Genomic DNA, 23,523 nt, shown 5'->3' on the forward strand with positions numbered 1-23,523 from the left:
AACTTTGGGGCTTTGATATTTTATAAAAGAGTATTAATGATAGCTATTAGCTTTCGCTATCAGAATCGTCATTTTCTGATTTTTCCGCTTGCGTTGGCTTTTTATGCTCCGCTTTCGGCTTACGCGTCCGCGCTTTTGGCACTTTTGGCGTGGTTAAATTAAACATGCCTTTTTGTGGTAGTAATTGCTCAGCCACATTTTCGATCATGTTTTTATAACTGGCGATGGTCGTTTTTGACTTCGCCGCCTGAATTTCCTCTTTTGTCGCTTGTTCAGATAGCTGTTCAGTTGGCTCAGATGCTTGCTCGGTTTCGCTTTGCTCGACATCAGAAACGCTGATTTCAGAATCAGTATCTTTAACTTCAGCATCGGTAACTTTAGTATCTGCTGCTTCAAGGTTTTGCGCTTCTACGGCATCAACATCAGATTGCCCCGAGTCTTCTGCTTCGAGCGCTTGCTCTACTTTTAGCAACTCTTCACTATCGGCGCTGACATCGTCTGTCTGACTTTGATTGGCCAGTGCAGTGGCGTCTACATTCTGAGCGTCAACGTCAACGTCGCTGTCGGCTGCTAGAGAGCCATTTTTAGGCGCTTCGGCGACTGTGGTTGCAGCTGGCTCCTGATAGTCAGGATGCTGACCGCGTGGGTCGTTGCTCGCCCGCTTGCTAATAGGGCGAGGCTCAACGGCTGTTTTACCTTGCGCCGCAGCAAACTGACTGACAGCTTGCGTCATCGCCTCAAAGCTTGCGAGATAATCCGCTGCTAAAGGCTCGTAGCCATAGTTACTAAAGTCAAAATCTTGCTTGGCAGCTTCGCCAGTCTCGACTTTAGACTCGTTGTTACTATCTACTTTTTCGTTAACAGCGTTAGCTTGCTCTAGGTGCAAAGCGATAGCCGCATTAAAGCAATTAATCACGCCTTCAGCGGCTAAACGCGCTGGCGCCTCTGGCAAGGTTGCGCGGATAAACTCGCCAACCGTGCCGCGGATAGCTGGAGCGTTCACAGCGCGTTGCTCATTTACCACAGGTGATTGGTTATCCGATGCTGTGGTTGTCGAGGCTTGAGCATGCTGACGACGAACCACGCGTGGATCATTGCTGGCTTGACCGAACTTTTCAGCCGTTACATAACGCTTGGCAAATAAAGCTTGATGGTCAAGTTCAAACGCTGCTTGATTGCTACTGTCAGTATCATCCGTATTAAAATCAACATTAGAACCAGTTTTCTGCGCTTTCTCAGTAGGTGCTACATAGTCATCTTTGCCGCTAGTTTCGACAGCATCACGACTTTTAGACATTGATGATTTTTCTGCTGCTGGTTGTGTAGCCTCGACATTACGCTCGTCTACAGAGTTAGCGTCAGACTTTTGCACTTTATCATCAGTAGAGCTTAGCTTGGTTTCATCCGTTTTTGCTGCAGGTATCACTGCATCGCCACTTGCAGGATTGTCACTTTTAGCAGCGTCGGCAGTCACAGTTTGCGTACTGGTTTTTTGACTACTATCAACCGAGTCACGGCGGTTTTTAGCAGCTTGACTATCAGTAATTTGCTCAACGGCTTCCTGCTTATCTGCATTTTTCGCAGTGCTGTCTTCCTGACTTGCTTTCTGCTTATCAGCTTCATTGATAGCTTTCTCAGCGCTTTGCTTTTCAGGCGCTTGGCGAGTGGCTGCTACAGATTTACTATCATCTAAAGACAAGTGCACAACTTCTGGCGACTTGAGCTCTGTAGACGCTTCATTGACCTGTAATACCACTTCATTAGGGTCTTGGTTGCGGCGCGCGCTTGATTGGCTTTTGCCATTACCGTTACTAGTTTCTTTATTGCTATGCTCGTTATTCGCACTTAACGTCTCACCGCGCTCAATTTTGCCGCGTGAGGAGCGCTGACTGTTTGATTTACGCTTGGCACGCGTTTGCTCATCTATTGTATTAGCGTCTTTCCTAGCAGCGTCATTGTGCTCGGTATTGCTATTGTCATGTCCATTACGACCGCTGTCTTGGCGGTTGTTACGATTACGGTCGTTGGTGCGTCGATTATCATGCTGACGTTTATCTTGACTATCAGCCTGCTTGTCGTCAGTGCCGGTTGAGCGGCTGTCGTCTACGTTGTTGCTAGCAGCATTACCATTGGACTCATCTGACGGCTCTTTTCTTTGACGCGTTTTAGAAGGTCTTGATTTACGCGATTTACGTCTTCTTCTGTCTTCAGCGTCGTTGTTATCATCAGTATTACTATTAGCGGCTTGCTGACGATTAGTGTTCGGCTGTTGCTCAGTGTTCTGCTGATTGCTTGCCGTTTGCGGCGCTGCTGCGGCTTGAGTGTTGGCGTCTAGGGCGCTGTTATCGATTTGTCCAAATGAGCCAAGGCTTTGAGCGCCCGTGTTTACCAGTGCTTCAATGGCTTCGGCAGCATCACGACTACTGACCTTAGGCGTCGTCGATGCTTGCGGCGCTTGGGCAAATAGGTTGGATAACCAAGCGACTGCTTGCGGTTGGGCAGCAGTCGCGTTATTGTTTTGTGAAGCTACTGGCGCCGCGGTAGTCGCAACAGTTGGGGCGTTTTGTGACTGAGTTTGGGGTTGGGGCGCACGTGTTGTTGCATTGCTAGCGTTAGTATTGGCATTGCTACGATGGTCATTACTATGACTGGTCGTGTTTTGCTGCTGACTACTGGCTCGAGGAGTCGCTTGACTGTTTTTATTGCTACCATTATCAGCTACTTGACGAGGCTGGCGTGTTGGCTGCTGCTCAGGGCGCACTGAATCAGCGGTCTGCCAGTCGACGTTATAACCTAAATCGCTATGCTCTTGCTGCTGGGTATCGGTGATACGCTCATAGCTCGATGGCGCAAAGCCATCACGATTAAAATGTAGCTTAAAGTTTGGCGATTCTAAATGCGCGTGCGGTAAAATCGTGATACGCGTACCGCTGTCTTGCTCCAAATAAACCAAGCTATCGCGCTTTTCGTTTAATAAGAAAGCCGCGATATCGGTTGGCACTTCGGCCTGTACTTCGCCTTGACGTTCTTTTAAGGCGATTTGTTCAATCTGACGCATAATCGACAATGATAGCGAGCGCAAATCACGAATCATGCCATTGCCATGGCAACGCGGGCAAATATAGCCGGTCGACTCTTCTAGCGATGGGCGCAGGCGCTGACGGCTCATTTCCATCAAACCAAATTTAGAAATATCACCAAACTGTACACGCGCGCGGTCGTATTTGGTCGCGTCAACCAGACGTTTTTCCACTTCTTTTTGATGCTTATTGTCATTCATATCGATGAAATCAATGACAATCAAACCGCCCATATCACGCAGACGTAACTGGCGTGCAATCTCATCGGCAGCTTCTAGGTTGGTATGATAGGCAGTTTCAGCAACATCTGAGCCTTTGGTTGATTTTGCTGAGTTGATATCGATAGATACTAAGGCTTCAGTTTGGTCAATAACGATTGAGCCACCTGATGGCAAGCGAACTTCACGCTGATAAGCTGTTTCAATCTGCTTTTCGATATTAAAGCGCGAAAACATCGGCTCATAATCGGTATATTTACGCAATTTTTCTGCTTGTTTTGGCATCACGGCATCGATAAAACCGGCCGCTTCGATATAAGCGTTTTCGTTATCAATCCAAATCTCGCTAATATCATCGCGTAGATAATCACGCACGGCACGGGTGACGACGCCTGCTTCTTGGTGCACCAAACGCGGTGACGGATATTTTTGATTTTGTTCTTGGATGGCTTGCCAGATATTAAGCAAGTGATTTAAATCGTGTTGCAAGTCTTCTTGGGTTTTACCAATACCCGCAGTACGAATGATGACGCTCATGCCTTTTGGCAAATCAAGATTGCCGAGCATACGCTTCATATCTTCGCGCAATTTACCCGAGATTTGACGCGAAATACCGCCGCCACGAGGATTGTTTGGCATCAATACTAGATAACGCCCTGCTAAAGAGACATAAGTCGAAAGGGCTGCGCCTTTATTACCGCGCTCTTCTTTTTCGACTTGGACGATAAGCTCATCACCTTCTTTGATCAATTTTTTGATGTTTTCATCGCGTGGATTGCCGCTTAGATATTCAGCAGAAATTTCACGAATTGGCAAAAAGCCTTGGCGCTGTGAGCCATATTCGACAAATACCGCTTCAAGCGATGGCTCGACACGGGTAACGTGACCTTTATAAATGTTGGATTTTTTTTGCTCGCGGGTACGGTTTTCTAAATCGAAATCGTAAAGATGATTACCTTTACAAAGGGCAACGCGAATTTCTTCGTTTTGAGTAGCGTTGATTAAAATGCGTTTCATGTTTGAATCCTATGAGTACGCATAACAACGACGAGGCAGGCTTTCGGGCAAGTGAGCAAGTGAGGTTAAGGGTAAATCAACCTGAGTAGATGTTAATGAGCGGTAGAACGTAAAGCAGAAATGACGGCAAGCACATGAGCTTTTCGTAACTGCTGTTAACCTAAAATGTATTAGCCATTTATCCTGCTAATGTCGGTAACGTTCGTATAGACAAGGTAGGGTGTAAAGCTACTATCTATATCATATTATGAGTAGGCTTGGTCTAACGATTAAGGCACGCGCGGGTTTGTGGTCTTTTTGACAGCCATTTATCCAAGTTTAATTCGCACACCTTGTAAGGGCGGCGATGGATAAGGACTGAGATTTAAGAGGTCACAATTACCAAAAAAGCATCGTGTTGTCACAATTAATCAATCAAGGTCTAGCAATCATAGCGCTGTTAATAAAGAACTGTTTTATCGGTAAGTGCTAGTGCATAAAACAGTGCCGTGCAGCGGTTATCCTTTTAGGTAAAGCAATTGGTCATTCTTTATTTATCGTTCTTTTGGCTATCACGTCAAAAATATCTGGGGTAACTCAAAGCTAGGTGGTGCTGCTCTAATCATCAGCGGGGCGTACTTGGCAAACAGAATAAATGACCGGCTTATCGGCACGGTGTCTCTTGTCTATCCTACTTCGCGTGCTCTGTTTGACCACCAATACTCAGGCAGCTATCGATAATCAACAAATGATGCTCGATTCTGGCTCTAAGCGACCCATACTTGCTCAACTGTGCGCTAAAGGACTGACTGATAATCAGTTATGCGTGATAAATAATTATCAAAATAAGTCGTGGTTAGGCGGTAGTGAGTAAATGTTATGTTGTTATCGCGCGATAAAATGGTTGTTAGCCAATTTATCAAAGCGATGTCGTTTAATATCAGCGTGTTTTGTCTTGATAAAAAACTATATTACTAAAAAACGTTGTACTAAAAATTTTGGGTACTGATACATTCTATATATAGATGATTATCAGCGTTGTTCTTACAATTTATGGGGCATTATAGGGTATATCAAGGGATATAACACCCTTAAAATCAGATGAAACGCACAAGTTTGGCAACCTTTATAACGGCTATTGCCTGACTAACCAGTAGTAGCAAAGGCGTAATATTGTCTGTAACAACAAGGAATTATTGTCGCAGCCTCTGCTTAATTGGCGCTCAACATGCTAAACTATAGCAAATCTTTGTGTAAATACCTAACTAAAAATGACAAACTCAAAAATGCCAACCGAACAGCCTATCCACGAAGCGCCCGCTATCTTTAATAGTAAAACGCGCCCGCAAAGTGCCGACGACGAAATCAGTAACTTTGAAAAGGTCAATTACCTTGAAGTCACGCGCCATCAGCACGACCAGCGCTTAGACAACTTTTTGCTCAATCGCCTAAAGGGTTTGCCAAAATCCCACATCTACAAGATGATTCGCTCAGACGAAGTGCGCGTTAATAATAAACGCTGTAAAGCGCATGACAGATTGCAACGTGAAGACGTGGTACGTATAGCGCCTGTACAGCTGGCGACCCGTGATAAACCGATTATCAGCGCTGAATTTGCCAATAGCTTATTGGCGCGAGTGGTCTACGAAGATGAGGGTCTAATCGTACTTAATAAGCCTGCTGGTATTGCTGTGCATGGCGGTAGTGGTTTAGATTTTGGCGTTATTGAAGCCATGCGCGAAGTGACAGGTAAAAAATATCTCGAGCTGATTCATCGTATCGATAAAGACACTTCAGGTCTGCTGATGATTTCTAAAAAGCGCTCGGCGTTAAAAGTGCTCCAGCAGCATCTTGTCGATAGAACCATTCAAAAGCATTATCTTTGCCTAGCGAAAGGTCAACCTGCACTCAATGAGCAGCGTATCGACGCGCCATTACTGCGCTATACGCTGACTAGCGGTGAGCGCCGCGTAAAAGTAGACGCGCAAGACCCACAAGCCAAAGAAAGCCAGACCGATATCATTGTGCATGGCCGCTTTACGCTGAACGATCAGCCAGTGAGCCTGCTTGAAGCAAAACCTTTGACCGGTCGCACCCATCAAATTCGCGTACATTTGGCGCATATCGGTCATGCTATTTTAGGTGATGATAAATACAATGTGCATGACAAATCGGGCGTGCATCGTTTGTGTTTACATGCGTGGCGCTTGGATATTCCTGGCTATGAAACTATTACTGCGCCATTACCAGATGAGATGCAAGATTGGTTACCAGCAGATATTCAGCTGCCTGAATAATTTTTAAAAACTTCTTTTTAAAGACTGTTTAAAGACTAATAGTCAATGCAGTTTTGAAATGACTATTCAACACAATCGTCACAGTTGCTTATTTGCGCATACATTCGCCAAATAAGTACCTGTGACGTTTTCATATTTGCCATTTGTTATTTTTAAAGGGTTAGCCCATGACAGCATCTATCGCTAGTAAACCAGCGCCAACCAATATTTCTGAATTAGCAGCCGAGCATCATTTAGCGGGTAAAACGCTGATCATTTTTGATTGGGATGGCACCTTGATGGATTCGATTGGCCTAATCGTTGAGTCGATGCATGTAGCAGGCGAGGCGCATGGCTTTACGACTACCGATCAGGCCGTCAAAGACATTATTGGGCTAAGCTTAATGCACGGCATTGAGATTTTATATCCGCAAGCAAGCGATACGCAAAAGCTTGCCATTCAGCAAAGCTATGCGGATTATTATATTCCGAACAGCCATCGTACGCCGTTTTTTATGCCGATAGACGAAATGCTCCTGACGTTAAAGCAGCAAGATAAACAGCTTGCGGTCGCTACCGGCAAAAAAAGGAAGGGGTTAGATCGAGTATTAGAGGCTTCTGCTAGCCGTCACTATTTTACCATCACGCGCTGTGCTGATGAATCCGGCTCCAAACCTGATCCGCAAATGCTGAGCGATATCTTAGACTACACCAAGCAGTCAATCTCGCAGGCAGTATTTATCGGTGACAGTATCTACGATATACAAATGGCCAATCGTTTGGGCATGACCAGTATTGCGGTCAATTATGGCACAGCGTCAAGCAGCGAGCTTGCTGCCGAGCAGCCAACTTATCAAGTGGACACGCCGCAAGAATTAGTGGCATTGTTATGTGCATAAGTCGTGCGCATAAATTATGTGTTTAAATAAAACGTCATTTAATCTTAACAAATAGATTTTTCAAAAAAATACCCATAAAAAAAGGGTTTATCGTTATAAATGATAAACCCTTTTGAAATTTCTACTGAATAAACTGAGTAGTCTATTTAGCACTTTTTTACTTATCAGCGCTTTGGTCGTTAGTTTCTATTCTATTTTCTTGGTTTTCAATAACAGACGCTTCAGCATTTTTATCCTCCTTGGCCTGATATTGATACCAATTACCCATGACGCCTGCCAGCTCATCAAGACCTTCTTTTCTTAATGCGGAAAACAACTGTATCGTGCAGTCTAAACCCAACTGCTTAAGTCTTTTACGGGTATTAAGCAGCGCAGTTTTAGACGCGCCATATTTAAGCTTATCGGCTTTGGTGAGCAAAATATGCACCGGCAGCTCGCCATCTTTTGCCCAATGCAGCATTTGCTCATCAAAGAATTTAAGCGGATGACGGATATCGGTCATCAGTACCAAACCTGCTAGGCTTGAACGCGATACCAGATATTCTTCAAGCTCAACTTGCCATTCTTTTTTCATCTCAAGGGGCACGGCCGCATAACCATAGCCCGGCAAGTCAACCAAACGCGTATAGGTATCGCCGATACTAAAGAAGTTAATCATTTGCGTCCGCCCAGGCGTTTTAGACGAGCGCGCCAGTTGACGTTGATTGGTTAGGGCGTTGATAGCGGACGACTTTCCCGCGTTCGAGCGACCAGCAAAAGCGACTTCGAGCCCTACATCGGGCGGACAAAGACGAAAAGTCGGCGCGGACGTCATAAATTCAGTTTGCTGAATGCGCTGACGGGCTTTGGTATTAAAATCCGCATGTTCGGCGGCGACATCTTTAAACGGGGTACTCATAAATGACTCATTAATCTTAAAAAATTAGATACAGTAGTGAAAAGTTTGTGAATAAAATAGGGCAGTAAGCAAAGCCAAAAATAGGTGAGCGGCAAAAGTAGGCCGTTAATAACATGAGCATTTTAGGATAACGCCTATTCTATACTATTATAGCGCTTAGTTATTGAAATAAAGGCAATTACCCTCATATTAATGACAACATAACCGTAAATAAAATCGTGTTTGAGCCCCGATTTTTATTTAAATAAACGTTGTTAACAAAGCTAAACCATATTTATATATATTAATATGACATATATTGTTACAATATTTAGTCAGATAAAGTGAATGACAATTGCACAATGAACGCTTAATAAAATCATGGATTAAGCAAACGAAAAAGATACGAGGTGTCTTATGTTTTCAATCACCGACATTTTTGCTAAAAGCTATCGTTTCTTAGCTGCCAGTAGTGCTGCTTTAATCATTGGTACGGCGACGATCAGTAGTGCAGGCGCCGCCGATATTGCAACATCCTATAATAACTCATGTGCCGCCTGTCACGATAGTGGCGCACTCAATGCGATTAAAAAAGGCGATAGTGCCAAATGGCAACAGCTTATCAAACAAAAAGGTATGCCAGCGTTGGTTAAGTCTGTCAAAAATGGCATGATTCAAATGCCAGCGGGTGGCTTATGCCAAAAATGTAGTGATGAGGATTATCGCAAGCTTATCGAGTATATGAGCAAGTAGCTAAGCAGAAAGTGGCCTTAAACGGTTAAATAAAGGCAAAGATAAACGATATGGGGCGCAAGGTTAACAAACCTATCGCGCTTTTTGTTTTTTTTATTAAGTGAATAAATGTCGAACCGCCAGAAAAAATAACCAATGCTACGATTAAGTAGGCAAATAGTAAAAAGTCTTGCTATAATAATCCAAAATAAACCCTGATATTAGTAAGTACTTTCGGGCTGCTTGTGATAAAGACCGCGTAATACATAGCGTAGCTGATCAGATGCTATCTTTGTAGTGGGTGCGGCTTTTGATAATGCAATCACTCTAAATAATGCTTACGTCGAGTTAGTAGGATTTGTATCAATGAAAAAGTTAATCGCTGCCGCCAGCTTATGTGTTGCAAGTTTCAGCGTACAAGCTGCTATTATTGTTCCTGAACATGACGTCAATGCAGGTAAGCAAATTGCCGAAACCGTTTGTGCGGCTTGTCATGGTGTTGATGGTGTCAGTCCTGTGCCAGCACAGCCAAATCTTGGCGGTCAAAACGTAAAGTACTTATATAAGCAGTTGGTCGATTATAAATCAGGCTACCGTAAAAACGGTATCATGCAGTCGCAAGTTGCCAATTTGTCTCAGCAAGATTTAGCCAACGTTGCAGGTTATTATGCCAGCCAAAAACCTTGGGGCGTCGCATTTGGTAATCCTGCGACGACGCAAGAAGCGACTAAGCTATTTTTAGGTGGTGACAAATCCCGTGGCGTTATCGGTTGTGCAGGCTGTCATGGTCCAGATGCGGCGGGTAACGTTTGGGCTGCATTTCCGCGTTTAGGCGGACAGCACGCTGAATATATTGCCACTCAGCTAAAGCTTTTCCGTGCTGCCGGACGTGTTGATGATATCGATAGCGATGAACAAAAACGTGTTAACGATGCGGAAAAAGAAGGCGAGATGGGTATGATGCAGATGGTTGCGGCAAAACTGTCTGATCGCGATATTCGTATCTTGTCAGATTATGTGAGCGCGATTCACTAATTGGCTAACTATATAGCGGCTCGCACTTTGACGCGCTTAGTGAGATTATATAATAAGTGAAACAATTTGCTGCCGCCGTTATGATTTAGCTCTTAAACCCCGATTTCGGGGTTTTTTTATAACTATTTGTCCTTATATAATTTGCATAAGCTTTGATAACCCTTATAACAATTAAGCGGCTTTCATATGACGCTATCATAGAAAATATAGATGTCTATCAGTACTTTATAGCCTTAACTATTATTCACTTTGAATCGCTTGGATTTAGATTATGATGATTCGCTACGCTTCTTACTTTATCGCCGCGCTGCTACCGCTATTGTTATTTCGCTGGTTTGCACCTGCATCTATAGGCGAGATTGACTTTTGGTTGCTGTGGCTGTTGGCGATGCTACTGGTCTCTCTGCCCGTTGTGTATGCGGAAATTGCTTTGGCTTATCGTAGTGCTGAAGCACCTTTGGCAGGTATGCAAAAGCTTACACGCGAAGCCGATGCCAGCACCTTTTGGCGCAGTTTTGGCTGGCTTGCGGCATTGGTTTCTATCCTCATTGCTGCGCTTGTCATATCGGGAGCAAGCCAAGGTATTTTAGCCGCTTTCACGGAACTCAATAGCGTACCTAATGTACCAAGCTTCGCTATTGCTGCAGGATTGATGGTCATCGCCGTCTTATTAAGCTTACTCGGCGTGGCGCCGTTACCAATTGGCTTGGGCTTAATGCTAGTCGGTTTATTATTGGGTGTGGCCAACGGTCTGCCCAATATCGCTTTTGCCATGACTGATGTCAGCTTAAGTGAGTGGGCGCACGCCGTGGCGTTGGCATTAGTGAGCGTCGGTGCGGGTACAGGTTTATACTGGTTTGGCCAAAACTTAGTGAGCAAGCAAACGGTCACGGCGGTAGGGGTTGATAATCACAATGCGCAAAAAACCATTCGTAATAGTGCTGCGCAAGTATATCGCGCAACCAAGCTGGTATTACCGATTTGGATATTACAGCTAGTGGTTGGTGTGGTCGCTTTATTTATCAGCGGCATGGCACTGCCACCAATCGGACAGCTATTGTATTGGGTCGGTGTGCTGTTTGTGGTCAGCTATTTGCTCCATTATAGTACGCAGCAATTGGCGCATAAATTTGGTTTGCTAGTCAGTGTGGTGTTAACGTTTGTGCTAGCTCTGCTGTTAGTCGTCGCCATACCGACCAATTGGCTAGTCGGTATTTTGGTGATTATCAGTAGTATCGCCGTGCTGTTATTGTCTGTTTTTGCTGGTTGGCAGATGAAAATCAGCCATTTGCGTAAGTCTTTAAACTTTGGCAATGAAGCTTTTTATAACTTATGGCGGGTAGCGATACGCCTTATTGTGCCGCTGGCGTTACTGTTAGCGTTAATCGGTTGGGTGATGCAGTGGTTAAGCTGATGACCGCTGCCAACCATAGTACAGCTGATAAAGATGAGGTTAACGTTAACCCAGCTCAGGCTGAGCAGAATGATTTGATAACAGTATATCTGGCGTATGCAGAAGAGGCGGCGCGCCAGCATTACCAAACTGTTCAAGTCAGTCAGGGCACAACTTTGTATGAGGCCTTGGCTCAGGCAGGTTGGCTAAAACAGTTTGAAGAGCTAGCAAGCTGGTGTGAACAGGTTGCCAATACAACAACGCCAACGGCTAAGCGTTGGCATGTGGGAGTATATGCGCAAAAGCAGCCGCTCAATTATATATTGCAGCCGTCTGATCGGGTAGAGGTATATCGCAGCTTAAGCGCTGATCCCATGTCTCAGCGCAAAAATAAATCTCGCGGTTAGTTTTTAGAAATTTCTATCAGACTTATGATGCAGGCAGGCTATCGATACCTTCAATGCGGGTCACTATACCGTTATCGTCGAAATAAACAATCAAATGCTGGCTGGCATTTTTGACATCGGCGATACCTTTACGGCGACCTTCTGTTCCGGCTTTATAGTCGTAAATGTAGTCCCAGCGTTTTGGCGCGAGCGTGTCTCTGATTGCTGGGCTACCAAGAATATAAAGCACCTGATTTTGATTCATACCTACTTGCACTTTTTGCGCTTGCGCTTGGGTAATGGCAGTGCCTTGGGGCAAGTCAATTTTATAGACACTCAGTAATGAGCAGCCAGACATAGCTACAGTGGCACTGAGCATAGTCGTCATGGTAATCTTGCGTAAGGCGTTTGTAGAGCTTAACGAACGAAAATTAAAGGTCTTTATCATGGTAAGATGACTCATAAAAAATGGGTTAGGCGCTGCTAAAAACCGATAATGGGGGTCTTGCAGGCAATCTTGCACAAATGATACGTCATTTACTTGCAATTGCCTACCACTTACGACATTATTTACCAAGCGCTATCTTACCGCCTTTATTATTTATATTTTAAATTCAAACACTTGGCAGCGTTTTTTCGCAAAAAATGCTCTGCATAATCGCTCATTTTTTATGGTTTTTATATTTTATCAGCACTTATTGTTAACTATTGATGTTTATTTAACTCCTGTTTTTTGAATTCATTTGCTAAGACTTTCATAGTCAGAAGGGATATTATGGCTTCTTTTACCAATCAAGATTTACGTAAAGCGGGTTTAAAGGTAACGTTACCACGTATCAAAATTTTAGAGCTGCTTGAAAGTGCAGAGCTGCATCATATGAGTGCTGAAGAAGTGTATAAGGCGCTGATTGATCAAGGCGAAGATGTGGGGCTGGCAACCGTTTACCGCGTATTAACCCAGTTTGAGCAAGCCGGTATCGTTGAGCGCCATAACTTTGAAAACAATTTATCAGTGTTTGAGATTACTCAAGAAGAGCATCATGACCATCTGGTTTGTGATGTCTGCGGCAAAATCGTCGAGTTCCATAACAAAACCATTGAAGAAGAGCAGACCAAAGTAGCGGCAGAGCATGGCTTTAAGCTATCTGGTCATTCTTTGGTGCTATACGGTATTTGTGATAATCAAGCTTGTAGAGACAACGCTAAGTAAGCGTTTGAGAAAACGATTATCTGATATTGATAATTTATAGTCTATTACTGTCTAAATATTAACTGAAACGCCAAAAAAAGCCCTCATATGTGATGAGGGCTTTTTTATGGGAAAATTTAACCAAGTTGAGCCAGTTTAAGTGATATCTAACGATAAACTATCGGCACCTTCATCTAGGTTGACGTTGCCATTTTTACCACTTAACTTAATCTTTAAGCGTAAATCGTTAGGGGAGTCTGCGTGCAGAATGGCTTCTTTATAAGTGATTTCACCATTTTCATATAAATCAAACAGCGCTTGGTCAAAGGTTTGCATGCCGCTATCACGTGAGCGCGTCATGACATCTTTGATTTCGTGCACCTCGCCTTTACGGATATAGTCGCTGACCAGCTGTGAGTTTAATAAAATCTCAATAGCAGCGCGGCGTCCTTTACCATCAGGCGTTGGAATCAATTGCTGAGCAATAATAGCTTGCAAGTTCAAGGACAAATCCATAAACAACTGATTATGGCGACTGGTTTCAAAAAAGTGAATGATACGGTCAATCGCTTGGTTGGCGTTATTGGCGTGTAAAGTTGCAAAGACCAAATGCCCCGTTTCAGCGTATTGAATCGCGTAGCTCATAACCTCGCGGTTACGAATCTCACCAATCAAAATCACATCAGGCGCTTGGCGCAAGGTATTTTTAAGACCTGCCTCAAAAGAATGGGTATCGATACCAACTTCGCGCTGGGTAATGATACAACCGCGGTGCTTATGTACAAACTCAATCGGATCTTCGATAGTAATAATATGACCGTGTGAATTTTGGTTACGATGTCCAATCATCGCCGCAAGGGTAGTTGATTTACCCGTACCTGTCGCGCCAACGAGTAAGATAATACCGCGCTTTTTCATGGCCAGCTCTTTTAGCGCTGGCGGCAGGCGCAGCTCTTCAACGGTGGGGATTTTGTTTTCGATTTTCCGTAAAATCATCCCTGCCATGTCGCGCTGAATAAAGGCACTTACCCGAAAGCGCGCTTGCTGTGCCTGATCTGAAATCGCAAATTGACACTCGTTGGTTTCGTCAAATTCTTTTTGCTGGCTTGGGGTCATCACCCCCTTGACCAATCTCATGGTTTGCTCAGCGGTTAACGGCGTTTTACCAACGGGCAAAATTTTGCCATTGATTTTCATGGACGGCGCGACATCAGCAGTAATAAAAAGGTCAGAGCCGTTTTTATTAATCATTAATTGTAAAAGCTTATCAATGTCCATAACGTACCTACATTTGGAATATATAGTTTAAAACTGCTGCAATAAACTTTTAAAGCGGGCAATAACAATCGTTGAAATAACTAAAGCTGAATAAAAGTTTTTGATCATTTATCTATAACTTTAACAAAAATTTATATTAAAACTCTTAATACTATGTAAACCCATACTAAATAAAGGCTTCAGGCTGTTTGGCATAAGGGCGAGCCACATCTTTACTGATTGTGCCTTTTGAAACCAAGTTTTTAAGCGTTTGATCAAGAGTAATCATGCCTTCACCTGCACCTGTTTGGATAGCAGAATACATCTGCGCGATTTTATTCTCACGTATCAAGTTACGAATCGCAGGCGTGCCTAGCATGATTTCATGGGCAGCAATACGTCCACCGGTTTGCCGACGTAGTAGCGTTTGTGAGATGACCGCTTGTAGCGACTCTGAAAGCATCGCCCGTATCATATCTTTTTCGGCTGCAGGGAAGACGTCAATCACGCGGTCAATAGTTTTGGCAGCAGAGCTGGTGTGCAAGGTGCCAAAGACCAGCTGCCCTGTTTCAGCGGCAGTCAATGCCAAGCGAATGGTCTCAAGGTCACGTAACTCACCAACGAGAATAACGTCTGGATCCTCACGTAGAGCAGAGCGCAATGCTGGCTCGAAACCTAAGGTATCGCGGTGGACTTCGCGTTGGTTAATCAAGCTCTTTTTAGACTCGTGGACAAATTCAATCGGGTCTTCAATGGTTAAAATATGCTCTTTACGGGTTTCATTGATATAGTCGATCATGGCAGCAAGCGTGGTAGATTTCCCTGAACCCGTTGGACCTGTGACCAGTACCACACCGCGTTTAAAGTCAGATACCCGTTTAAAGACGTCACCCATACCTAAGTCTTCCATAGTAAGAACTTTAGAAGGAATGGTCCGAAAAACAGCGCCAGCGCCGCGGTTTTGATTAAAGGCGTTGACACGAAAACGTGCTAGATTTGGAATCTCAAAAGAGAAGTCGGTCTCAAAAAACTCTTCAAAGTCAGCGCGTTGCTTATCATTCATGATGTCATAAATAAGCTGATGCACCACTTGATGCGTCATTTCAGGCATGTTAATACGGGTCATCTCACCATCGACACGAATCATCGCTGGCATACCGGCTGAAATATGTAAATCCGACGCTTTGTGCTTAACGGTAAAGCGCAACAAGTCTTCGATGTTTAAATGATGCTTTTCAGCCATAGTGAAATATCCCTATTGATAGACAAAAATGAGCCAAACAAGAATGGACAAAGAAACGCTTAGAAATTATGATACTTTACGATTCTATGCCACTATTTAACTTAGCTTATTTAAAAGAGTTGTAGTCTTCGCTGTTACTATTGCTATATTTTTCAGTAGCATGAGTTAGACTATGTAACAATATGATACAAGCCTGCTGCTATTTAACCATCTACTATATGCATAAAATGTAAAAATAATCCAAATATACTTTGTTTTGTTAATATAAGTTTATGTCTGTTTCTTATCAAAATTTTAACTGCCTAATTTCATAGCTTCTTCTATTTATAATTAATAAAATAATTACCTAATATTTCAGTGAGTTTTTTATGAACACTACCTCTACACCACAAACTAACGCTACGAGTTTAGCTGATAAAAAAAACAATGAAGATGATTTTGAGGCGGCGAAATTGATTGAAAATTGGCAGCAAGTAAGTGAGCAGATGGCGCAAGCGTCTGTACAGGCGCAAAGGCAGAAAGACGAGATCACTTTATTAGCAGTGTCTAAAACCAAACCTGCTGAGATGATTGCGACGTTAGCGCGTCAAGGCCAACAAGATTTCGGTGAAAACTACTTGCAAGAGGCTATTGAGAAAATACAAGCTTTACGACAACAGCCAGACTGTGAACACATCGTTTGGCATTATATTGGCAGTATTCAGCGTAATAAAACCCGTGATATTGCAGAGCATTTTGATTGGGTGCAAACGCTTGAACGTGAGATTATCGCCAAACGTTTACATGAGCAGCGCCCAGCCGAGCTGCCAGCGCTTAATGTGTTGATACAAGTTAATATTGATAATGAAGACAGTAAGTCAGGATGTTTGCCAGCTGAGCTGCCAGACTTGATAAGCGCGCTTAAAGAGTACGAGCGCTTGCAATTGCGCGGGCTGATGATTATTCCCGCAAAAGCCAATACTGATGCTTTTGTTCGCATCAAGCAGTTATTTGATAGTATCAAGCGTGAACATCCAGAATTAAAGCAGTGGGATACGCTGAGTATGGGCATGAGTGATGATATGAGCGCCGCGATTGCCCATGGCTCGACCATGGTACGCGTCGGCTCGGCGATATTTGGGGTGCGTGGCTGATTTTGAGCTTGTCATTAATTGACTGTTAAACCATTAAGTGAATACTAAATCAAGTTATAAGATATTAAATTTGAACCGCTCTTTTTACTTAACCGCTTCTTCAAGCTTAGTAACTAGTAGCTGGGTGATTTTTAGGTTATCAGTCGCAATAATCTCAAAACGATAATTGGCGTATTCGATGGTATCGGTTTTTTTAGGAATTTTGCGCAGCATATACATCATAAAGCCGCTAATGGTTTCATAGTTTTGACTGCGCGGTAAATTAACGATATCGAGCGCGCGTACCACATCTTCAATGGGCGTCATGCCATCGATAAGCCAAGAGTTATCGGTGCGCTGTACGATAGGCTGCTCCTCAACTGTGACCAGCTCTCCCATGACAATACTCATTACATCACGCAGGGTAATGACACCAACCACCAAGCCATATTCATTGACGATAACGGCAAAGTCGGCGCCGGTCGATTTAAACATCTCTAAGACTTCAAACAAAGACAAGGTATCAGGTACAAATAATGCCGGTTTTAATAGGGCTTTATCGGTTAGGCTAACTTCTTGCTGATTGAGCACCAGAGCTAGAAAGCTGCGCGACTCTACATAGCCGATAATTTGCTCTAAATCGTCTTCTTCACAGACCAAAAATTTATTGTGTGGCTGGGCAATCATTACCTCAACCACTTCTTCGGTACTGGTTTTGCTATCAAAATAGACGATATGCTCACGCGGATTCATGACCGACGTAACGGTACGTTCTTGCATCTCAAAGATATTTTCAATCAAATGATGTTCTTGTTTTTTAATTACCCCAGCTTCCGCGCCCGCGTCCATCACTGCATAGATGTCTTCTGGTGTCATGTCATCTTGGCGTGTGGTTGAGATACCAAAAAACTCAAAAATGAGGTTTGCTGCGCCATCAAAGATCCAAATAACGGGCTTAAAAATAAATGTCAGCGCCATCATAGGGCGTACCAGCCGCACCGCAAAAACTTCTGCATTAGACATCGCCAAACGTCTGGGCATCAAATCAGCAAGTAGGGAAAATAAGCTGGTAATCACGACAAATGAGATAACCGATGACACCGCTTCATTCTTGACTAACAGCTGTAAATACGGGCTAATCGCCGACTCACCAACCGCACCAGCTGAAATGGCGACAGCATTAAGCACGACTTGCACCACCGTAATAAATCCACCAGGATTTTCTTGCATATGCAAAACATCAAGGGCGCGGACTTCGCCTTCTTTTGCCATGATTTGCAGCTTAATCTTGCGACCAGCAGCGATAGCAATTTCTGCCCCAGAAACAAAGGCACTCAAAGCCAGTAATAATAAAAGAAAGATACTAGCGGTTAGCAAACTCATGACGGACTCGGATAACGATAGGTAGGGTAGTTAAATTGAAAGTAGTTGAAATATAGAAAAGTAGAGCACTGGGTTTAATTATTTATTCAAAGAGTTTTATATAAAGAAAACTTTATCAATAAAAACTAAAAAAGCTGGGTAAGTACCCAGCTTATTATAAAACATTCTGATTATATTATATAAAATTATATAGAAACGTAAAGTTATTCAACCTTTTAGCCTTTATCTAAAGGGTAGTGTATTCAGACTACAGAGACATCTAAAAGATTGAAATAGCAACTTTAGTCGTTGACGCTTAGCCTTTTACCGCCCATTTATTGACTAAAGGAAAACGGCGTTCACGGCCAAAGGCTTTATGGCTGATTTTAGTCCCAATCGGCGCTTGAGCACGTTTGAATTCGCTATTATCAACCATTTTAATCACCTTAGCGACCAAATCGGCATCAAATCCTTTATCGACAATATCTTGATAGCCCATATCTTCGTCGATATACGACATCAAAATACCATCTAGCACATCATAGTCTGGCAAGCTATCTTGGTCTTCTTGATCAGGACGTAGTTCGGCCGATGGCGGACGTATGATAACGCGCTCAGGAATAACTGGCGTGTCTTCTAAACGGTTGCGATAGCTGGCAAGCTTATAAACTTGCGTTTTATAAACGTCTTTTAGTACGTCAAAACCGCCTGCCATATCGCCGTATAAAGTCGAATAACCAACTGCTAGCTCTGATTTGTTACCCGTAGTGATGACTAAATGCCCAAATTTATTAGACAAGGCCATTAGTACCACACCGCGAGCGCGCGCTTGGATATTTTCTTCGGTGGTATCAGCAGGCGATTTGTTAAATAATGGCGCTAAAGTATGACGTATGCCTTCAACGGCGTCAAAAATCGGGCAAACCGTATAAGAAACGTTTAAGCGGCGGGCTTGCGCTTGCGCGTCCTCTAAACTGATTTGAGAAGTATATTCGTACGGCATCATCACCGCATAGACTTTATCAGCACCCAGCGCATCGACAGCGATACATAAGGTTAACGCTGAGTCGATACCGCCTGACAAGCCAACAATAATACCAGTAAAGCCGGATAGGTTGACATAATCACGCAAACCGACGACCAACGCTTGGTACATCTCCGACTCGCGGCTTAATGACAATGGCGCTTTTGTTTGCATATCGAATTTTGCGGTTTTTACGTCAAACGTCGTCAGCATGAGCTGATTCATAAAGCGCGACGCTTCATGAGCAACGCTGCCATCAGATTGGATGGCCATAGAGCCGCCGTCAAATACCAAATCATCCTGCCCGCCAACGGCATTAAGATAAATAATTGGCAGATTATTTTCGCGGCTACGTTTGGCGAGCATGGTTTTACGATTGTCTTGTTTTTCAATCTCAAACGGTGAGGCATTTAAGCAGGCCACAAGGTCAGCACCTTGTTTTTTAAGCTCAGCAATCGGACCTTTTTCCCACAAATCTTCGCAGATTAGCAGACCAATGGTAATGCCTTTATAGTCAAATAAGACTTGATTGCGACCTTTATCAAAATAACGACGCTCATCAAAAACGCCATAATTTGGTAAGATTTGCTTATGATAAAAGCCTTTTTGATGACCGTTATGCAAAATCGCCGCCGAGTTAAAGGTACCATGATGATCGACATGCGGATAGCCCACGATCATCACGATATCATCGATATCACTCAGGCTAGACAGCGCGCTTTTGACACGGCCAGATAGGCTAGGACGTAGCAGCAAATCTTGCGGAGGATAGCCTAATAAAGCAAGCTCTGGGAAAATGATGACATCAGCGCCTTGCTCACGGGCTTGTAGGGCAAGGGCGCGCATTTTTTCAGCATTGGCGGTGATATCGCCGACCAAAAAATGCGATTGTGCTAACGCAAAAGTAACGCTGTCTTGCGATTTAGAGCCTGTATTGGCCTCGTTTGACGAATTAAAGTTGGGATTGTCAGTATCTTTGGTGGTGTCTTTTGACATTGTTATTGTTCCTATCAATAGGTTGTGTAAATGTATTGAATCTAGCTGGGTTTTAAATAAAACCAAAGCAAAATAGGTTATGAAAGTAATGCAAAATATGAGTATGCACTTATGCCCCCATATCAAGGCTCATAAATCGTGAGCCTATGCTGAGCGCGGCACTTGGATAGCCATTAATACAATGAATATCGGTATTACTAAAATATGCGGCGCTGCTCTAAATGGTAGTGCTTAAAACCGCTTAGAATAGGGCAATCAATAAAGGTTTTCAGAAATAGTGTTAAAAACGCTAGGGCTGATTTTGCTATAAACCAATAACAGCAAACCTGCTTAACAGCGTTTAAATGTGCAAATTAATCCCTTTAGTATAACATCAATTGTCTGCACAAATAGAACTGCACAGTGATTTAGCGCGCAAGTTGTCAGCGTAGAAGTCATTAAAAAGCAAATAAATAACTATTGTTTTAAAGCAATGATTCTAATAAGGTGTTTTTGAAAGTACCTATTAATACTTAATAATATTAGTGCCGATAGCGTGCAGGTAATTGTAAGTAAAGATTACAACATAGCCTTATTTATTTGGTAGGCTTTGAGGCATAATAAGCCGTTATTATGTTTGGGCTTACTCTTCTAAATATAGAGAAATGGCAAGTTAAGAGCGATTTTATGAATCACAATTATTTTTATAGATGAATACTGTTTTTTATAACCAAATAACATGTTTATAAAAGCGCGCTATGGTACGGTAGCGCTATTATTAGACTTATTTTTCGCAATGATTTCGCCTAATTTATGAAGCAAATATCTCGCAAAGCTGACAACGTAGAATTTATAACGCAACACACTCGCTAAGGGATATAAATAATGGACGCGGTCTGTGATTTTTATCCACCTATTTATAAACGTTACAGCAGCGCCAAATTGGCTGTCTGCTGCCCGCTCTTGGTTTATACGCTATGATCGAAAACTGGACAAAAGAATTTATTATTCAGCGCTTATTGGCTATTACTTTGCTGGTGGTGCTGATTGTATTGTGCTTTCAAGTCGTACAGTTTTTTATTGTACCGGCACTGTGGGCCGCGATTTTAGCGTACGTCACCTTTCCTATTTATAATTTTTTTCATCAGCGCGTTCGCTTTAGCTCAAACTTTAGCGCCGCTATTATGACGGTCAGCATCACATTGATGATTGGTCTGCCGCTCGTTGCTGGTGTCTTTATCTTGCAGCAAGAAGCTTTAAGCCTAATTAGCAACTTAATTTATCGCATCAAGGTTGGCTATTTGGATGTGCCAGACTCTATCAAGGACTTACCCGTCATCGGACAGCAAGTCAAAGATGTGTTGTGGAGAATTAATAAAAACCCAGAAGGCACGCTAGAGGCCTTTCGTCTGTGGGTACAGTCGCATCTATATTATGGCAAAGTCGCGTTCGATGTCGTTTTCAGTGGTCTTGCCAAAATGGGGATGGCGCTGATGACGCTGTTTTTCTTTTATCGCGATGGCACCAGTTTGGTACGTCAAATCCGCCAAGCCTTACGCAATATCATTGGTAATCGCATCGATGGTTATATTGATTCGGTCGGTACGACCACGCGCGCGGTAGTGTATGGCATTGGTTTGACCGCATTGGCTCAGGCTTTGCTCGCTGGTATTGGTTATTATTTCGCTGGTGCACCAAGTCCTATTCTACTGACCATTGTTACTTTTATTATCGCTTTAATCCCCTTTGGTACGCCATTTGTTTGGGGCGGGGTGTCTATTTGGTTATTAAGCCAAGGTCATACTGTAGAAGGGATTGGTTTGGCGCTTTGGGGCATATTGGTTATCAGCTGGGTTGATAATCTTATACGTCCTATTGTGATCAGTGGCGCGACCAAAATTCCTTTTATTATTATTTTTATCGGGGTGTTGGGTGGTCTGACGGCGTTTGGTTTTGTCGGCTTGTTTATCGGTCCTGTAGTATTGGCAATTGGCCTTGCAGTATGGCGTGAGTGGATATCGCAACATAAGAATGATTTATTTGCGCAGCACGAAGATATGCTTGTTGACGCCCAGATGCACCCTAAAGTTACGGCACAAAATAAAGACGAAAATATCGTTTCTACGGATTAGGGCGTGTGCTTAATTTGAACAGCAATTTAAAAACTATTAAAACCAACCTATAAAAAATACACCTTGCTAATCCAGCAATCATTGATAATAAACCTTTAGAGATAGGGATAATTAAAAATGCCACATGCGAGCGCTGCAAATAATGAACATATGCGTCCTCTAACTATCATTGCTGATAGCAATATCGCTAGCCTTGATGAGTTTTTTAATGCGTCGACGCTTGGGCAAAATAATAAACGACCAGTAAATATTATTAGCGTTGCTGGGCGCGCTATCAATGCCCAGTTGCTCGCAGAGTATCAGCCTGACGTACTGTTGATACGCTCGGTTACGCCAGTTGGCGAGCCGCTATTGGCAAACAATAATACCGTTCAATTTGTTGGTTCGGCGACGATTGGTACTGACCATGTCGATCAAACCTATTTGGCAGCGCGCAATATTACCTTTGCCAATGCCGCAGGCTGCAGTAAGCATTCGGTTGCGCAGTACGTATTGACCGCTATCTTAAATTTACGTCCACAATATTGGCAGAAATCGACGCCGTCCGTGACCTTGGGCATTATCGGACTGGGTAATATTGGTAGTACTCTTGTGGAGTACGCTCATGATTTAGGCTGGCAAGTATTGGGTTACGATCCGCTACTGCCTGCATCGACCATTAATAACGCCAGCTTTGAGCAAGTATTGAGCCAAAGTCATGTGATTAGCTTGCACGTGCCGTTGACCGATAAAAAACATGCCACTAATCCTACTGGTAGCGACTATCCAACTCGTCATTTAATTGATAAAGAAGCATTGGCTGCGATGCCAGCAGATACTTTGTTGATTAATAGCGCGCGTGGGCCGGTCATTAATGCCGATGATTTGCAGGCAGATATTGCCCGTACTGGACGCCAAGTGGTACTCGATGTGTTTGAGCATGAGCCTGAGATAGCAGCAAATTTATTATCTAAACTTGCGATTGCCACTCCTCATATTGCTGGCTACACGTTAGAAGGTAAGCTACGCGGTACGCAAATGATTTATGATGCGCTTTGTGAAAAATTAACAGTGGCTCCTGGGCAAACCATGCATAGATTACTGCCGCTCAATATGTTTTTATGGTCTGAGCTAAAGGAGCATCCAGATAGATTGGTGAAGTTTTATGACATCATGGCAGATGATGCGGCACTGCGAGATAAATTAACAGATGGACAAATACATGGTGCAGATTTTGATCAATTGCGCCGAGATTATCATTTACGCCGCGAATGGCAGTTTTAAAAGACAACCAGCTTTAAAGATTAAAACTCCATTTCAAAGCCTATTTTAATTATTTGATTTTTTATTCGAAAACT

Annotated in this window: 18 protein-coding genes; 11 read left to right on the top strand and 7 right to left on the bottom strand. The window is 43.3% G+C overall.

The annotated features are described in order from the left end of the window. Window positions 1-46: 46 nt before the first annotated feature. Window positions 47-4,315 (bottom strand): Rne/Rng family ribonuclease, encoded by a 4,269-nt coding sequence (locus H9653_RS08505; RefSeq protein WP_191691879.1) that lies wholly within the window; start codon window positions 4,313-4,315, stop codon window positions 47-49. A 661-nt stretch (window positions 4,316-4,976) separates the two neighbouring features. Between H9653_RS08505 and H9653_RS08510 the strand changes: the two genes are divergently transcribed. The 3 genes from H9653_RS08510 (at window position 4,977) to H9653_RS08520 (ending at window position 7,469) form a co-directional block, all read left to right on the top strand. Beyond that, entirely contained in the window at window positions 4,977-5,168 is a 192-nt protein-coding gene (locus H9653_RS08510) for a hypothetical protein (protein ID WP_144297403.1), read from the top strand. 397 nt (window positions 5,169-5,565) lie between these two features. Further along, window positions 5,566-6,591 carry an RluA family pseudouridine synthase gene (locus H9653_RS08515; RefSeq protein WP_225211680.1) on the top strand — a complete coding sequence of 342 codons (1,026 nt, stop codon included), beginning with the start codon at window positions 5,566-5,568 and terminating at the stop codon, window positions 6,589-6,591. Between the two features lie 167 nt (window positions 6,592-6,758). Beyond that, window positions 6,759-7,469, top strand: a complete 711-nt coding sequence (locus tag H9653_RS08520; protein WP_191691881.1) for an HAD-IA family hydrolase — start codon at window positions 6,759-6,761, stop codon at window positions 7,467-7,469. A gap of 157 nt (window positions 7,470-7,626) precedes the next feature. Here H9653_RS08520 and yihA read toward each other — a convergent pair whose 3' ends face one another. Continuing rightward, entirely contained in the window at window positions 7,627-8,367 is a 741-nt protein-coding gene (yihA, locus tag H9653_RS08525; protein ID WP_225211681.1) for a ribosome biogenesis GTP-binding protein YihA/YsxC, read from the bottom strand. Between the two features lie 396 nt (window positions 8,368-8,763). Here yihA and H9653_RS08530 point away from each other — a divergent pair, with 396 nt between their 5' ends. From H9653_RS08530 to H9653_RS08545, 4 genes are all read left to right on the top strand, one after another. After that, window positions 8,764-9,099 carry a c-type cytochrome gene (locus H9653_RS08530; protein ID WP_191691882.1) on the top strand — a complete coding sequence of 112 codons (336 nt, stop codon included), beginning with the start codon at window positions 8,764-8,766 and terminating at the stop codon, window positions 9,097-9,099. 345 nt (window positions 9,100-9,444) lie between these two features. Then, window positions 9,445-10,113: a c-type cytochrome gene (locus H9653_RS08535; protein ID WP_144297406.1), complete on the top strand. Its 669-nt coding sequence runs from the start codon at window positions 9,445-9,447 to the stop codon at window positions 10,111-10,113. A 271-nt stretch (window positions 10,114-10,384) separates the two neighbouring features. After that, window positions 10,385-11,527 carry a hypothetical protein gene (locus tag H9653_RS08540; RefSeq protein WP_191691884.1) on the top strand — a complete coding sequence of 381 codons (1,143 nt, stop codon included), beginning with the start codon at window positions 10,385-10,387 and terminating at the stop codon, window positions 11,525-11,527. Beyond that, window positions 11,527-11,913, top strand: coding sequence for an RnfH family protein (locus H9653_RS08545; RefSeq protein WP_191691886.1), 387 nt, complete (start codon window positions 11,527-11,529; stop codon window positions 11,911-11,913). The genes H9653_RS08540 and H9653_RS08545 overlap by 1 nt, the downstream gene beginning before the upstream one ends. Window positions 11,914-11,935: 22 nt before the next feature. Here H9653_RS08545 and H9653_RS08550 read toward each other — a convergent pair whose 3' ends face one another. Next, on the bottom strand, window positions 11,936-12,355 hold the full coding sequence (locus tag H9653_RS08550; RefSeq protein ID WP_144297409.1) for an outer membrane protein assembly factor BamE: 420 nt from the start codon (window positions 12,353-12,355) through the stop codon (window positions 11,936-11,938). 312 nt (window positions 12,356-12,667) lie between these two features. Here H9653_RS08550 and fur point away from each other — a divergent pair, with 312 nt between their 5' ends. Continuing rightward, window positions 12,668-13,102, top strand: a complete 435-nt coding sequence (gene fur, locus H9653_RS08555) for a ferric iron uptake transcriptional regulator (protein WP_068406404.1) — start codon at window positions 12,668-12,670, stop codon at window positions 13,100-13,102. Between the two features lie 135 nt (window positions 13,103-13,237). Here the strand turns inward: fur and H9653_RS08560 are convergent, their stop codons facing one another. Both H9653_RS08560 and H9653_RS08565 read right to left on the bottom strand, forming a co-directional pair. After that, window positions 13,238-14,359 (bottom strand): PilT/PilU family type 4a pilus ATPase, encoded by a 1,122-nt coding sequence (locus tag H9653_RS08560; protein ID WP_191691888.1) that lies wholly within the window; start codon window positions 14,357-14,359, stop codon window positions 13,238-13,240. Window positions 14,360-14,525: 166 nt separating this feature from the next. Beyond that, window positions 14,526-15,581 carry a type IV pilus twitching motility protein PilT gene (locus H9653_RS08565; RefSeq protein ID WP_191691890.1) on the bottom strand — a complete coding sequence of 352 codons (1,056 nt, stop codon included), beginning with the start codon at window positions 15,579-15,581 and terminating at the stop codon, window positions 14,526-14,528. Window positions 15,582-15,949: 368 nt separating this feature from the next. On the opposite strand from H9653_RS08565, the gene H9653_RS08570 reads away from it, so the two are divergent. Next, window positions 15,950-16,714, top strand: a complete 765-nt coding sequence (locus H9653_RS08570; RefSeq protein ID WP_191691892.1) for a YggS family pyridoxal phosphate-dependent enzyme — start codon at window positions 15,950-15,952, stop codon at window positions 16,712-16,714. An 84-nt stretch (window positions 16,715-16,798) separates the two neighbouring features. Here H9653_RS08570 and H9653_RS08575 read toward each other — a convergent pair whose 3' ends face one another. Beyond that, window positions 16,799-18,076, bottom strand: coding sequence for a hemolysin family protein (locus H9653_RS08575; protein WP_191691893.1), 1,278 nt, complete (start codon window positions 18,074-18,076; stop codon window positions 16,799-16,801). A 295-nt stretch (window positions 18,077-18,371) separates the two neighbouring features. Further along, a complete protein-coding gene (locus H9653_RS08580; RefSeq protein WP_191691894.1) occupies window positions 18,372-20,075 on the bottom strand; it encodes an NAD+ synthase in 1,704 nt (567 codons plus the stop codon). 956 nt (window positions 20,076-21,031) lie between these two features. On the opposite strand from H9653_RS08580, the gene H9653_RS08585 reads away from it, so the two are divergent. After that, window positions 21,032-22,186, top strand: a complete 1,155-nt coding sequence (locus tag H9653_RS08585) for an AI-2E family transporter (protein WP_225211682.1) — start codon at window positions 21,032-21,034, stop codon at window positions 22,184-22,186. 150 nt (window positions 22,187-22,336) lie between these two features. After that, entirely contained in the window at window positions 22,337-23,449 is a 1,113-nt protein-coding gene (locus H9653_RS08590; RefSeq protein ID WP_191691911.1) for a 4-phosphoerythronate dehydrogenase, read from the top strand. Window positions 23,450-23,523 lie beyond the last annotated feature (74 nt).

It is taken from the genome of Psychrobacter communis (assembly GCF_014836505.1).
Lineage (GTDB): Bacteria > Pseudomonadota > Gammaproteobacteria > Pseudomonadales > Moraxellaceae > Psychrobacter > Psychrobacter faecalis.

Coding starts and splice junctions, on each gene's coding strand:
- H9653_RS08575 (WP_191691893.1), bottom strand. CDS start 18,076: ATGAGTTTGCTAACCGCTAGTATCTTTCTTTTATTATTACTGGCTTTG.
- H9653_RS08570 (WP_191691892.1), top strand. CDS start 15,950: ATGAACACTACCTCTACACCACAAACTAACGCTACGAGTTTAGCTGAT.
- H9653_RS08535 (WP_144297406.1), top strand. CDS start 9,445: ATGAAAAAGTTAATCGCTGCCGCCAGCTTATGTGTTGCAAGTTTCAGC.
- H9653_RS08550 (WP_144297409.1), bottom strand. CDS start 12,355: ATGAGTCATCTTACCATGATAAAGACCTTTAATTTTCGTTCGTTAAGC.
- H9653_RS08560 (WP_191691888.1), bottom strand. CDS start 14,359: ATGGACATTGATAAGCTTTTACAATTAATGATTAATAAAAACGGCTCT.
- H9653_RS08565 (WP_191691890.1), bottom strand. CDS start 15,581: ATGGCTGAAAAGCATCATTTAAACATCGAAGACTTGTTGCGCTTTACC.
- H9653_RS08585 (WP_225211682.1), top strand. CDS start 21,032: ATGATCGAAAACTGGACAAAAGAATTTATTATTCAGCGCTTATTGGCT.
- H9653_RS08540 (WP_191691884.1), top strand. CDS start 10,385: ATGATGATTCGCTACGCTTCTTACTTTATCGCCGCGCTGCTACCGCTA.
- yihA (WP_225211681.1), bottom strand. CDS start 8,367: ATGAGTACCCCGTTTAAAGATGTCGCCGCCGAACATGCGGATTTTAAT.
- H9653_RS08505 (WP_191691879.1), bottom strand. CDS start 4,315: ATGAAACGCATTTTAATCAACGCTACTCAAAACGAAGAAATTCGCGTT.
- H9653_RS08590 (WP_191691911.1), top strand. CDS start 22,337: ATGCGTCCTCTAACTATCATTGCTGATAGCAATATCGCTAGCCTTGAT.
- H9653_RS08520 (WP_191691881.1), top strand. CDS start 6,759: ATGACAGCATCTATCGCTAGTAAACCAGCGCCAACCAATATTTCTGAA.
- fur (WP_068406404.1), top strand. CDS start 12,668: ATGGCTTCTTTTACCAATCAAGATTTACGTAAAGCGGGTTTAAAGGTA.
- H9653_RS08580 (WP_191691894.1), bottom strand. CDS start 20,075: ATGTCAAAAGACACCACCAAAGATACTGACAATCCCAACTTTAATTCG.
- H9653_RS08545 (WP_191691886.1), top strand. CDS start 11,527: ATGACCGCTGCCAACCATAGTACAGCTGATAAAGATGAGGTTAACGTT.
- H9653_RS08515 (WP_225211680.1), top strand. CDS start 5,566: ATGACAAACTCAAAAATGCCAACCGAACAGCCTATCCACGAAGCGCCC.
- H9653_RS08530 (WP_191691882.1), top strand. CDS start 8,764: ATGTTTTCAATCACCGACATTTTTGCTAAAAGCTATCGTTTCTTAGCT.